The 13,061-nt window shown below is 69.7% G+C and carries 11 protein-coding genes; 7 read left to right on the top strand and 4 right to left on the bottom strand.

Annotation, left to right across the window (positions count from 1 at the left end; translation table 11 throughout):
• The first annotated feature begins 4 nt into the window (after positions 1-4).
• Positions 5-1,018 carry a phosphotransferase family protein gene (locus IEY69_RS03290; protein WP_189071696.1) on the top strand — a complete coding sequence of 338 codons (1,014 nt, stop codon included), beginning with the start codon at positions 5-7 and terminating at the stop codon, positions 1,016-1,018.
• On the opposite strand, the gene IEY69_RS03285 is transcribed toward IEY69_RS03290, so the two are convergent.
• Complete coding sequence (locus IEY69_RS03285) at positions 991-2,118, bottom strand: DNA glycosylase AlkZ-like family protein (protein ID WP_189071695.1); 1,128 nt, start codon at positions 2,116-2,118, stop codon at positions 991-993. The genes IEY69_RS03290 and IEY69_RS03285 overlap by 28 nt on opposite strands.
• A gap of 76 nt (positions 2,119-2,194) precedes the next feature.
• Complete coding sequence (locus tag IEY69_RS03280) at positions 2,195-2,767, bottom strand: hypothetical protein (RefSeq protein ID WP_229783589.1); 573 nt, start codon at positions 2,765-2,767, stop codon at positions 2,195-2,197.
• 213 nt (positions 2,768-2,980) lie between these two features.
• On the opposite strand from IEY69_RS03280, the gene purB reads away from it, so the two are divergent.
• Positions 2,981-4,288 carry an adenylosuccinate lyase gene (purB, locus tag IEY69_RS03275; protein ID WP_189071693.1) on the top strand — a complete coding sequence of 436 codons (1,308 nt, stop codon included), beginning with the start codon at positions 2,981-2,983 and terminating at the stop codon, positions 4,286-4,288.
• Between the two features lie 170 nt (positions 4,289-4,458).
• Complete coding sequence (locus IEY69_RS03270) at positions 4,459-4,602, top strand: hypothetical protein (RefSeq protein WP_189071692.1); 144 nt, start codon at positions 4,459-4,461, stop codon at positions 4,600-4,602.
• A 32-nt stretch (positions 4,603-4,634) separates the two neighbouring features.
• On the opposite strand, the gene IEY69_RS03265 is transcribed toward IEY69_RS03270, so the two are convergent.
• Positions 4,635-6,281: a cation:proton antiporter domain-containing protein gene (locus IEY69_RS03265; protein WP_189071691.1), complete on the bottom strand. Its 1,647-nt coding sequence runs from the start codon at positions 6,279-6,281 to the stop codon at positions 4,635-4,637.
• 12 nt (positions 6,282-6,293) lie between these two features.
• Positions 6,294-6,617, bottom strand: coding sequence for a hypothetical protein (locus IEY69_RS03260; protein ID WP_229783587.1), 324 nt, complete (start codon positions 6,615-6,617; stop codon positions 6,294-6,296).
• A gap of 479 nt (positions 6,618-7,096) precedes the next feature.
• Between IEY69_RS03260 and IEY69_RS03255 the strand changes: the two genes are divergently transcribed.
• The 4 genes from IEY69_RS03255 (at position 7,097) to IEY69_RS03240 (ending at position 12,969) form a co-directional block, all read left to right on the top strand.
• Positions 7,097-8,233, top strand: a complete 1,137-nt coding sequence (locus IEY69_RS03255; RefSeq protein ID WP_189071690.1) for an acyl-CoA dehydrogenase family protein — start codon at positions 7,097-7,099, stop codon at positions 8,231-8,233.
• Positions 8,234-8,581: 348 nt separating this feature from the next.
• Positions 8,582-10,381: a putative bifunctional diguanylate cyclase/phosphodiesterase gene (locus IEY69_RS03250; protein WP_189071689.1), complete on the top strand. Its 1,800-nt coding sequence runs from the start codon at positions 8,582-8,584 to the stop codon at positions 10,379-10,381.
• 54 nt (positions 10,382-10,435) lie between these two features.
• Complete coding sequence (locus tag IEY69_RS03245) at positions 10,436-11,197, top strand: fumarylacetoacetate hydrolase family protein (protein WP_189071688.1); 762 nt, start codon at positions 10,436-10,438, stop codon at positions 11,195-11,197.
• A gap of 194 nt (positions 11,198-11,391) precedes the next feature.
• Positions 11,392-12,969, top strand: a complete 1,578-nt coding sequence (locus tag IEY69_RS03240) for an ABC transporter substrate-binding protein (RefSeq protein WP_189071687.1) — start codon at positions 11,392-11,394, stop codon at positions 12,967-12,969.
• Positions 12,970-13,061 lie beyond the last annotated feature (92 nt).

The following is a 13,061-nucleotide window of genomic DNA, read 5'->3' as shown; positions in this document are numbered from 1 at the left end:
CCTGATGCGGCTGGGGGCGCTGCTGGCGGATACGTGGCGCGCCCCGTCCGGCGAGGTGGCGGTGGACGCCCGCGTGTGGCCGCGTTCGCTGCGCGCGCAGTTTCCCGGCGCGCGCCTGCGGGAATCCTGGGTGGGCGAGGGCGCGGCCTTCGCCCGCTACGCGTCGGCGGGTGGGCCGCTGTTCCTGAAGTACCTCCTGGCCGGGTGGCGGGACGCGCGGGCGGCTGTGCGCCTGGAACGGGAGGCGACGTACCTGAGGGACCTCGCGCCGGGGTGCCCGGTGCCGCATGCGGCGCTGCTGCACGCGGCCCGCAGCGCGGATCGTCCGCTGGCGCACCTGCTGATGCGGGACCTGACGGACGCGACGACCGGCTGGGGCTACTTCACGGACGACGCCGCGCGCGAGGAGGGGCTGCGGGACGTGGTGCGGCTGCTGGCAGCCCTACACGCGCACTGGGCCGCTCAGGGCCGCGCGGCCCTGAGCGGTGAGTGGGTGTGGCGCCCGGAGGAGGTACTGGACCGGAATCGCGTGGCTCGGTGGCAGGCTCGGCCCGGCGTGCCGGATCTGCCCGCCGCGCAGCGGGACGCGCTGCTGGACGCCGCGCGGGCCCTTCCGGCGCTGCTGCGGGACGCGCCGGTCTGGACGCTGGTGCATGGGGACATTCACGCGGGGCAGGTGCTGTGGTCCCGCGCGGACGGCACGCCGGTCCTGATCGATTACGGGCAGGTGCATCCCAGCCTGCCGGGCGAGGATCTGGCGCACCTGCTGGCGCTGCGGCTGGACGCCGGGGAACGCGCGCGGCTGGGCGATGACCTGCGGGCGGTCTACGCGGACGCGCTGGCGCACGCTGGGCGGCCCCTCTCCCCGGGGGCGCTGCGGGCACAGGAGCGGGCGGGACTGGCCCTGAACCTGCTGTCCACGGCCCGGCAGACCCTGCGGCGCCGGGCTGCGGGATCGGATGGCGTGGCGGGGGCGCTGGCCCGCGCCGCTCAGGTCTGGTCCGACACCTCGACCTGAGCGGCGTTCAGGAACGCGCGGTACCGTTCCAGTTCGCGGTCCAGCGCGGCCGTGAACGTGGCGGTGCGCCGCACGCCGGGCCGCAGACCGATCCCTGCCGTCAGCGTGCCGCTGCCCCCACTCGGGCCGCCGACGCTCAGGTTCGCCCAGCCGACCGCGCGGCCCGCGTGCAGCAGCGGCAGCGCGTAGTAGCCCATGGTGCGCTTCGGGGCGGGCGTGTACGCCTCGAAGCGGTACGCCCAGCCGTGCAGGTGCTCGAAGCGCCGGCGGTCCCACACCAGCGGGTCGAAGGGGTTGACGATCCGCACGCCACGCGGGGCGGGCGCGTCGCCGGGGTGATCGCCCGGCGCCCACACGTAAGGCACGCCGTCCACGCGCACCCCCTCCAGGTCGCCCTTCAGGACGTCCCGCAGCGCGCCGCGCAGGTCCGCGCGCAGGTGCGGCAGGCCGTAGCCGGACAGGCTGGTCAGGTAGCGCAGGCTGGCCTCCGGCAGCGGGCCGTACAGCCGCGCCAGCAACCGCACCACCGCGCGCAGGCGGTCCGGGGTGGGCAGCGGGTCGGCCCGCAGGGCATCCAGGTGAGGGGCCAGCCCGTACACGCGCACGCCACCGTCGCGGCGCACGATCCGCGCCTCGCCCCGGTAGTGCAGGGCGTCCAGCGCACGGGTGGTCGCCTGACTGTTGCCGCCCCAGTAGTTCGAGGCGCGCCGGGCGCCCAGCGCAGCGATTACATCACGGGGATGCACCTCGCCCCGCTCGTGCAGGACGGCGCGGACGTCCGCGATCAGGCCGGGATGTTCGCGTTCCACGCGCGTTTCGGGCACCTCGCGCGGGTGCAGGAGGCGCTGCACGTCCCGCGTCACGAACCCGTAGTTGGGGATGATGTCTTCCTCAGCGTCCAGCGTCGGGTATAGCCGTTCGAGGTCCCCAGCGCGGTAGTCCCTCACGCGGGCCATCAGGGTGAGGTCCTGCGCGCGGGCGGGCGCGCGGATCGGGTCGGCCTGCACGAAGCCCAGGCGGTCCAGCGCGGCCTGCACGCCGGGCGCAGGCGTCAGGGTCCGCAGTGCTGCGGCGCGCAGGTCGGCAGGCGTGAGGCTCACGCGGTCAGGCTAGCGCACCCATGCACAGGGCGGGACGCTCCTCGTGGAACGTCCCGCCGCGTGAGTTGGCCTCAGCTCAGGGTCTGCCCTTGCCGGGGTTGGTGCTGGGCTTGCCGCCCTGCTCGCCCTTGTCGCCCTTGTCGCCCTTGTCGTCCTTGCCGGACTTGTCCGACTTGTCCTTCTCGCCGTCCTCGCCACTCTCGTCAACCTCATCGCTGCCGGGCGCGGTGACCTTCAGGCGGTTCACGACGGCCGGGAGGGGCAGGGACTGCGTGCGGCCACGCGCGTCGGTGAGCTCGACCTTGATCGCGCCGGGCTTGCTGAGGTCCCGGGTGACGTTCACGGTGATGGCCTCGCCGGTCGCGGGGGTCAGCTTGACGCTTCGGACGTCGCTCAGGGTCGCCGTGCCGGTCAGGGTGACGGTCCCGTCGGCATTCAGGGTGCCGATGACGCTGCCGTCCGCGCCGAGCAGCGTGGCGGTTCCGCCCGCCGCGACGAAGGCCTTCCAGGCGTCGGCGGCGCTGGCGGTGACGTTGCCGGGCAGCGTGACGGTCGTCGTGGGCGCGGGGGTGGTGGGCGTGGTGGTGCCCTCGGCCAGCGCGGCGGTGCCCAGGGTCAGGGCGGTCAGGACGATCAGGGTGCGGTTCATGGGGCCTCCTCTGGCAGGGGGCGGCGCGGTGGCCGCCGTGAATTGAGACAACATCGGCAGTGTGCACCGCGAAGCTGACGGAAAGCTGTGAACACGAAAAAGTTCGCGTCCCGACCACCAATCGGGGGTGACCGCCGGTGGCGTGGGGGGGAGCGTTCCCCGACTGGACACCGCGCGGCGGGCAGCGGCGGGGGGGTGGTACGCTGGAAAACCGTGATTGACCGTTACCTGACCCCGGAGATGAAGGCGCTGTGGAGCGAGGCCAGTAAGTACCGCGCGTGGCTACGCGTGGAGCTGGCTGCCATGCAGGCGCAGGCGCGGCACGGCGAGGTGCCCCAGGCCGCCTTCGACACCCTGACTGCCCAGAGCGCGGCCGACCCGCTGGACGAGGCGTTCGCTTTGAAGGTCGCGGAGATCGAGGCGGTGACCCGGCACGACATCGTGGCGTTCACGCGCGCCCTGACCGACCGCTACGGGGACGAGGCGCGGTTCATCCATCACGGCCTGACGAGCACGGACGTGGTGGACACGGCGCAGAACCTCGTGCTGGACGAGGCGCTGGGCGTGATCATCACGGACGTGGAGGCGCTGCGCGAGGTGTGCCGCATTCAGGCGGCGGCGCACAAGCACACGCCGACGGTGGGCCGCACGCACGGCATTCACGCCGAACCGATGACGTTCGGCCTGAAGTTCCTGAACTGGATGGCGACCCTGGACCGCGACCTGGAGCGCCTGCACGCCGCGCGCAAGCGGATTCAGGTGGTCATGTTGTCGGGTTCGGTGGGGACGTTCGCGCACGTCTCGCCCCGCATCGAGGAGGAGGTCGCGCAGGCGTGGGGCTGGCAGGCGGCGCCCGTCACGAACCAGACGCTGGCGCGCGACCGTCACGCGGAGGTGCTCAGCGCCCTGGCGATCTATGGCACGACCGTCGAGAAGATCGCCGTGGAAATCCGCCACCTGCAGCGCAGCGAGGTACGCGAGGCGATGGAACCCTTCGGGAAGGGCCAGACCGGCAGTTCGTCCATGCCGCACAAGAAGAACCCGATCCTCACGGAGAACGTGACGGGTCTGGCGCGCCTGCTGCGCGGGTACCTGCTGACGGGCCTGGAGAACGTGCCGCTGTGGCACGAGCGGGACATCAGCCATTCCAGCGCCGAGCGGGTCATCCTGCCCGACGCGACCGCCGCGACCAGTTACGCCACGCGCCGCCTGACGGGCGTGCTGCGTGACCTCGTGGTGTTCCCCGACCGGATGCTGCGCAACCTGAACGACCTGGGCGGCCTAGTGTTCAGCCAGCGGGTGCTGCACGCCCTGATCGACGAGAAGGGCCTGACCCGCGAGGACGCCTACACGCTGGTGCAGCGCAACGCCCTGCGCTCCTGGGAGACCGGCGAGGGCCTGCGCGACCTGTTGAAGGCCGATCCCGAAAGTCCCCTGAGTGACGCGGAACTGGATGAGGCCTTCGACCTGGGCTGGTACCTGCGGCACGTGGACGACATCTACGCCCGGTTCGGGATGTAAACGAACCGGAACGGGGCGGGTGGAGGCGGCGTTCCTCCCCTGCCCCTGTGCCGACGGGCGTGACGAGGTCGCCGGACGCCGTCTGAGGCGGTGTCCCGCTGCCCCCGGCGGGTGAGTTTGGGGGATTTTTCGCGTTCCAGTGGGCGTGTGAGTGCTAGCTTCGCGGACCAGTGGCCCGGAAACGACGTGCGAAACGCAGAAAAACCCGCCGGAACGCGGGCGGCTTCGAGGCCGGGTGGGTGGGACCGGTGTCGAACGTGCTGCTGTGCGTGAATGTGCTGCTGCTGGCCGCCGTCCTGCGCGAATTGCAGTGACGGGCGGGCCAGCAGCGGGCCGTTGATGGCGGTCAGGGGGTGAGGACGGCGCTGCGGGCCCGCTCACCCATGGCGACCCCCAGCTGATGCTCGCCGTACAGGACCTCGGTGGCGCCCAGGTCGTGCAGGGCGCTGCGGGTGTGCTCGTCGTGCGTGCGGACGATGACGTGCACGTCCGGGTTCAGGGCGCGGACCTGTTCCATGATCAGGGTCGTCTGGATGGCGTCCGGGGTGGCGATCACCACGACCTTCGCGTGCTCTGCCGCCGCGAGATGCAGGGTGTCGGGGCGGGTCGCGTCACCCTGCACGACCGGGACGTTCTGCTCGCGGAGGGTGGCGGCGCGGCTCTCGTCCTGCTCGATGACGGCCAGCGGGGTGGCCTGCGCCTGGAGGGCCTGCGCGGTCAGCTGTCCGACCCGGCCGTACCCGATCAGGAGGGCGTGCCCGCGCAGGCGAAGCGGCTGGGGTGCCGGGGTGGTGGCCGGCTCGGCTCCCAGCCAGCGCTGCAGGGTGGGCATGGCGCGGAACAGGAAGGGGTTCAGGGTGATGGAGATGATCGCGCCGGCCAGGATCAGGTTCTGGCCCTGAGCGGTCAGCAGGTTCAGGTCGCGGCCCAGCGTGGCCAGGATGAACGAGAATTCGCCGATCTGCGCCAGGGAGAAGGCGACGGTCAGGGCGGTGCCGACCGGATAGCGCAGGGCGCGGACGATCAGGAAGGCGGCGACGGTCTTGCCGATCATGATGATCAGGGCGGTGCCGATGACCAGCAGCGGCGCGCTGAGCAGGATGGCGGGGTTGAACAGCATGCCGACCGCCACGAAGAACAGCACCGCGAAGGCGTCCTGGAAGGGCAGGGCGTCCTCGGCTGCCTGCTGGCTGAACTTGCTTTCGCTGGCGACCACGCCGGCCAGGAAGGCACCCAGCGCGAAGGACACGTCGAACAGGACGCCCGCGCCGTAGGCGATGCCCAGGGCGGTGCCGAGCACGGCCAGGGTGAACAGTTCGCGTGAGCCGAGCCGCGCCACGCGGGTCAGCAGCCAGGGCACGAAGCGCCGCCCGGCGATCATCATCAGCGCGACGAACAGCGCGACCTTACCCAGCGTGAGGCCCAGGGACATGGCGATCTCGCCGAGGTTCAGGGGGCCGCCGCCCTGCAGCAGGGGGGCCAGGGCGGGCAGCAGGACCAGGGCCAGCACCATCACGAGGTCCTCGACGACCAGCCAGCCCACGGCGATCTGACCGCTGGCGGTGCTCAGGGTGCCGCGTTCTTCCAGGGCGCGCAGCAGCACGACGGTACTGGCGACGGACAGCGCGAGGCCGAAGACGAGGCCCTGCCCCAGGGGCCAGCCCCACAGGTGTGCGGCGCCCATGCCGAGCAGCGTGGCGACGACGATCTGCACGAGCGCGCCGGGAATCGCGATGCGGCGAACGGCGAGCAGGTCGCCGATGGAGAAGTGCAGCCCGACGCCGAACATCAGCAGGATCACGCCGATTTCCGAGAGTTGAGCGGCGATGTCGGCGTCCGCGACGAAGCCGGGCGTGAAGGGTCCGACGGCGATCCCGGCGAGCAGGTAGCCGACCAGGGGCGGCAGGCGCAGTCGGGTGGCGAGAAGGCCGCCGAAGAAGGCGAGGGTCAGGCCGACGGCCAGCGCGGCGATGAGTTCGGTGTGGTGGGGCATGGGGACCTCCGGTCAGGGGTGGGTGGGCGGCGAGGTCTCGTGCGGGAATTCCTGGTGCAGGAAGGCGCGGAAGGCGGTCTGGAAGGCCTCGCCCTCGGTGGGGAGGTCGGCGGCCTGCGCGGCGTCGCGGATGGCGGCGGACAGCAGTTGCGACGCGGCGCGGGTGCGGCTGCCGTCCATCAGTTCGGCCAGTTGCGTCAGCCAGTAGTAGTCGACAGCCTGGAGACGCAGCGTGACTTTGCCTTCAGGTAGGTCGCCCTGGTGGCCGCGCGCGGAGTGTTCTTCCAGCGCGTGGCGGATCAGGGCCTGAACTCGGGAGAGATTCTTGTATGGCATATCGCCAGATCATTCTGGCAGATGCTGGCAATTTGCCATTTCATTCAGGCTTCATCTGTGCGCTCTGCCGTCCCCTGTGGAGCGTCCAGCGCGCACAGAATGCGGGGAATGCAGGCCCGACGGTCAGCACACCACCGTGAAGCGACGCCCCGGCAGGTGTCGGGCTGCCAGTTCAGATGGGTCAGGCGTCACCTGAAGGCGGCCTGCCTCTGTAAGTGCTGACCGCACCGGATGCCAGACGATGGGCCTCAGGTCCTCACGGGACCAGGGGGGCGCGTCAGGGGCCACGGTCAGCTGAGGTCAGGGCCGTCGCGCCTGGCCCTCCTGCGCGCCTGCATCTGCTCGGGGGGTCGGCGGGGCAGGACAGGGGCACGCCACCGCGGCGGGAACAGGTGCGGCGGCACGCCCGGTCCTGATAAGATTGAACCCAGTACAATCCCCATTTCTGGCGTCACCGTGCGCCCACCCGAGGAGTGACCATGGACTTCACCCTGAACGACGAACAACGCCAGCTGCAGCAGCTCGCCCGCGACTTCACCCGCAAGGAGATCATTCCGATCGCCTCCGAGTACGACCAGAAGGAGGAACTGCCCTGGCAGGTCGTCGAGAAGGCCTTCGAGGTCGGCCTGCTCAACCCCAGCATCCCCGAGCACGCGGGCGGCCTGGGCCTGGGCATGTTCGACGAATGCCTGATCGGCGAGGAGATCGCGTACGGCTGCATGGGCATCTACACCGTCCTGATGGCCAGCGAACTGGGCATCGCCCCGATCCTGATCGGCGGCACCGAGGAGCAGCACCGGCGCTTCCTGACGCCCCTGACCGAGAAGGCCGGGCTGGCCGCGTTCGCGCTGAGCGAACCGAACAACGGCTCGGACGCCGCCGCGATGGGCACCACCGCCGTGCTGGACGGCGACGAATGGGTCATCAACGGCACGAAGATGTGGATCAGTAACGGCGGTCTGGCCGAGGTGACCGTCGTGTTCGCCACCACGGACCGGCAGGGCGGGCACCGCGCGACCGTGGCGCTGGTCGTGCCCAAGGACGCGCCGGGCTTCTCGTACAACAAGATCAAACACAAGCTGGGGCAGCGCGCCAGCCTGACCAGCGAACTGGTGTTCGAGAACGTCCGCGTGCCCAAAGAGAACCAGCTGGGCGGCCTGGGGGACGGCTTCAAGATCGCCATGAAGACCCTGGACAAGACCCGCATTCCGGTCGCGGCGGGCTCGGTGGGCATCGCGCGGCGCGCCATGGAGGAAAGCGTCAAGTACGCCAAGGACCGCGCCGCGTTCGGCCGGCCCATCGCGGAGTTCCAGGCGATCCAGTTCAAGCTGGCCGAGATGGCCATCGGCATCGAGACGGGCCGCCTGATGTACCAGAAGGCCGCGTGGCTGGTGGATCAGGGGCAGCCTCACGGGTTCGAGAGTGCGATTGCCAAGGCGTACTGCAGCGAGATGGCGTTCAACGCCGCGAACGAGGGCATCCAGATTCACGGCGGGTACGGGTACGTGGCCGAGTACCCGGTCGAGAAGCTGCTGCGCGACGTGAAGCTGAACATGATCTACGAGGGCACCAACGAGATCCAGCGCGTCGTGATCAGCCGCCACCTGCTCAAGTAACCGTTCCGGGACGGCGGGCATCCTGGTATTCCGGGGTGCCCGCCGGTGCTGGTCGAGCGCCGGCCGGGCGTCAGGTGATGTGGGCCCGGCGAGACCGTGATGTTCAGCTGCAGCCTGGAGCGTGTTGTCGGTCCCAGGACTCCGCTGCAGACCACGGTCGTTTCAGAGACTCGCTCTGCGGTGCGGCGGCATGAGTCCGCTCGATTTAGAGGTCTGTGGGGATCACCTGAAGACCTCTGAACTCCGCTGTGACGGCATTTCCCGGTTCACGGCCTCCTCGGTGTCAGCCTGAGCTTTTGGATGATGTCGAAAAGATTTATGTGACAGGCCTTAAAGAACACTTCATCTATGGACACCCCGATTCCTCCGACCGCAGCTCAGCCGCTGGTCATCCTCGGCGATGAGACAGGCCGGCTGGACGCCGTCGAGGCCACCGGGCTGCTGGGGACGGCCGACTTCACGTTCGAGCGCCTGACCCGACTGGCGCAGGTGATCAGCGGCGCCCCGGTGGCGCTGTTCACGCTGCTGGGCCGGGATCAGCTGTGGTTCGTGTCGCATCTGGGCACGGACCTGCCCGCCTGCCCGCGTGAGGCGGCCATCTGCCCCATCGTGGTGCAGCGCGGCAAGGCGCTGGTGGTCCCCGACACGCATGAGCTGCCACTGGTGGCGGACCTGGGCTGCGTGACCAGTGACCTAAACGTCCGGGCCTACCTGGGGGTGCCGGTCCTGAATGCCGACGGGTACATCCTGGGGACCCTGTGCGTGATCGATCACCAGCCCCGCGCCTTCACGCCCCAGCAGGTCGAGGGCCTCATCGGGCTGGCCGGCCTGGTCGGCAGTGAACTGGATCGCCGGGGCGTGAGGGCGCAGCTCCAGCGGCTGTCCATGACGGACGATCTGACCGGTCTGCCCAACCGGGCGCAGTTCCGGGACCGACTGCGTCAGGCCACGCAGCGCGTCACGCTGTCCGGCGAGCGCGTGGCGCTGATCCTGCTGGACCTGGATCACTTCAAGGTCGTGAACGATTCCCTGGGTCACGCCGCAGGGGACGAGCTGCTGCGCGGGGTCGGGCAGCGCCTACGGGATCAGGTGGGCAGCAGTGATCTGGTGGCGCGCCTGGGCGGAGACGAGTTCGCGCTGCTGCTGACCGACGTGCGGGAGGTGCAGGATACCGAGCGGGTCCTGACGCGCCTGAAAGGGGCCATGACCCCGCCGCTTGACCTGAACGGTCAGGAACTGTTCGTGACCTTCAGCGCGGGCGTGAGCCTGTACCCGGACGACGGGGTGGACGCCGAGGAGATGCTGGCCCGCGCGGACGCCGCGATGTACCGCGCCAAGCGCGGGGGCATGAGCTGGGCGTACTTCAACGCGAACCATGATTCGCGCAGCGCGGCGGACCTGGAACTGCTCAGCGCCCTGCACCGCGCGCAGGACCGCGGAGAGCTGATGGCGTACTTTCAGCCGATCGTCTGTGCAAACGATTACAGCACGGTGGCACACGAGGCCCTGATCCGCTGGCAGCGCGGCGGGCAGCTCGTCAGTCCCGCCGATTTCATCCCACTGGCCGAAAGTTCCGGCCAGATCCACCAGCTGGGTGCATTCATGCTGCGCGAGGCCGCCCGCCTGCTGCGCAGCGGCCAGCTCAGCCGCGTCTCGGTGAACGTCAGCCCGCTGGAATTCACGCAGCCCGGCTACGCGAACCTCGTGGCCGCCATCCTGCGCGACACCGCCATCGACCCCCGGCGACTCGTGCTGGAAATCACCGAAACCTCCCTCCTGAACGCCGAGGTGGCCCGCAGCGTCCTGACCGACCTGCAGGCGCTGGGCGTACAGCTGGCACTCGACGACTTCGGCACCGGGTACTCCAGCCTCTCGGCGCTGTCCACCCTGCCCGTCCAGCACCTCAAGATCGACCGGTCGTTCGTGCGCGGCGTCGGCCAGACCGGCGACGCGGGCGACCGCGCCCTGGAAGTCATCCGCGCCATCGTCGCCCTGGCCCGCTCGCTGCGCGTCACGACCGTCGCCGAGGGCGTCGAGACCGAACAGCAGGCCCGGCTGCTGCGCGACGCCGGCTGCACCTACCTGCAGGGCTTCCACTTCGCCCGGCCAGCGCCCATCCAGCACCTGATCTGCGACCGCGCCGGCTGACGACGCCCCCCGGCCCCTCAGGTGCGGCCGACCCGCGCGCCCTATCCTGCGGCCATGCAACTGATCCGATTTGCAACGGAAGGCCCCAGCGGCCCGGCCCAGTGGGGCGTCCTGACCGGCGAGCACATTCAGGTCACGCGCGGTATGGGCGGCGAGCCCACCGGCGACACCCTGCCGCTGACCAGCGTGACCCTGCTGGCCCCCGCCGAACCCACCAAGATCGTGTGCGTGGGCCGCAACTACCTGGACCACATCCGCGAGCTGGGCAACGATACGGGCGACCTGCCCAGCGAACCCGGCATCTTCCTGAAAGGTCCCAACGCGCTGGCCGAGCCGGGCGGCACGGTCGAGCGACCCGACTGGACCGATAACTTCCACTTCGAGGGCGAACTGGCGCTGGTCATCGGCACGCGCGCCCGCCACCTGACCCTGGACAACGCCCTGGACTGCGTCGCCGGGTACACCAACGGGCTGGACCTGACGGCCCGCGACCGGCAGAAGACGGACCTCCAGTGGTTCCGCGCCAAGGCCGCCGACCGCTTCTGCCCGCTGGGCCCCTGGCTGGAAACCGACTTCGACCCGCGCGACGTGCGCGTGCAGACCCGCGTGAACGGCGTGGTCCGTCAGGACGGCCGGACCTCGCAGATGATCTTTCCGGTCGCGGAGATCCTCGTGTACCTGACGCGCTTCGTGATCCTGGAACCCGGCGACGTGGTGCTGACCGGCACCCCCGACGGCGTGGGCCCGCTGGTGACGGGCGACGTCGTGGAAGTCGAGGTGGACGGGCTAGGCATTCTGGCCACCCCCATCGGGTGAGCGTGACAGGGTGACCTCCCCGCCCGGGGGGGCCCCCTGGACGCTCCCGCGCGGCTGGACGGGACCCCGCGCTTGACACCCCCGGGGGTGGCCCATACCCTGAACGCACGTTTTCCTTTTCATCGTCCTGCCGTCCACTGATGTTCACGCGCGCCCCGCGCCGTGAACTCACGCCGGTCAGGACCGGAGGTTCCATGAAGAAAGTGCTTCTGACTGCCCTGCTCTCCACCCTGAGCGCCGCCTCCGCGGCCACCCTGGTCTTCGGCGGCAACGGCGAACCCGTCAGCCTGGAATCCGGCAACATCACCGACGGCATCAGCATCCTGGTGCAGCGGCAGATCTACGACACCCTGGTCGACTTCGAGGACGGCACCACCGACCTCAAGCCCGGCCTGGCCACCAAGTGGACCGCGAACGCGAACAACACCGCCTGGACGTTCACGCTGCGCAAGGGCGTGCGCTTCCACGACGGCACCCCCATGAACGCCGACGCCGTGATCTTCAACCTGGGCCGCTGGTGGGACAAGAACCACCCCTACGGCTTCCGTGACCAGGGCCGCACCTTCGAGATCGTCGGCGAACTGCTCGGCGGCTACAAGGGCGACGCCACCGCCGTCATCAAGAACATCGTCAAGGTCAACGACAGCACCGTGCGCATCGACCTGAACAAGCCCTCCAGCGTCCTGCCGGACGTGCTGGCCGCCGGGTACTTCGGCATCGCCAGCCCTGCGGCCATCAAGAAGGAAGGCGCCAAGTACGGCACGCCCGCCAGCAAGCCCGTCGGCACCGGCCCGTTCATCTTCCAGAGCTGGCGCACCGGCGACCGCGTGACCCTGCTGCCCAACAAGCTGTACTGGGGTGAAAAGGCCAAGGTCGACCAGCTGGTCATCCGCTCGATCAAGGACGCCAGCCAGCGCCTGAACGAACTGAAGGCCGGGACCATCGACTTCGCCAACGACCTGACGCCCGACAGCCTCAAGAGCGTGCAGAGCGACAAGAACCTGGTGGCCGTCAAGCGCCCCAGCTTCAACGTGGGCTTCCTGAGCCTGAACAACCGCAACCAGTACCTCAAGAACGAGAAGGTCCGTCAGGCGATCAGCATGGCGATCAACAAGAAAGAAATCGCCAACGCCTTCTGGAACGGCCTGGGCATCAGCAACGCCAGCTTCCTGCCCCCTGTCCTGGCCTGGGCGAACAGCCCCAAGGTCCCGGCCGACTACAAGTTCGACCCCGCCGCCGCCAAGAAGATGCTGGCCGACGCCGGCTACCCCAACGGCTTCAGCATCGACCTGTGGTACATGCCCGTCAGCCGCCCGTACTTCCCCACGCCCAAACCCATCGCAGAAGCCATCGCCGCCGACCTGAGCGCCATCGGCGTGAAAGTCAACCTGAAGACCGAGGACTGGGCCAAGTACCTCCAGGACCGCAACAAGGAACCCGGCTTCGACATGTACATGATCGGCTGGACCGGCGACTACGGCGACCCGGACAACTTCTACGGCGCCTACTACGGCAGCAACGCCAGCGACGACATCAACTGGAACCCCTCCAACGTCGAGACGCTGCTCCAGCAGGGCCGCGCAGCGAACACCCAGGCCGCCAAGGCCAAGGTGTACCAGCAGCTGCACGAACTGACCTACAACGCCGCGTACCGTATTCCCATGGTGCACAGCAACCCGCTGGCCGCCGCGCGCAGCTACGTGAAGGGCTGGACCCCCAGCCCGCTCGGCAGCGAACCCTTCAACACCATCAGCGTCGGCAGCAAGAAGTAACACCCGGCTGAACGCGGGGGCCGGAGCAGCGCCTTGCACAGGCCAGCTCCGGCCCTCCCGCGTTGGGCCACCCCCTCACCTTCTGGAGATCC

This window comes from Deinococcus sedimenti, from assembly GCF_014648135.1.
In the GTDB taxonomy this organism is placed as follows: Bacteria; Deinococcota; Deinococci; order Deinococcales; family Deinococcaceae; genus Deinococcus; species Deinococcus sedimenti.
The sequence above is the reverse complement of the archived record's forward strand: the minus strand, read 5'-3'. Positions and strand labels throughout refer to the sequence as shown.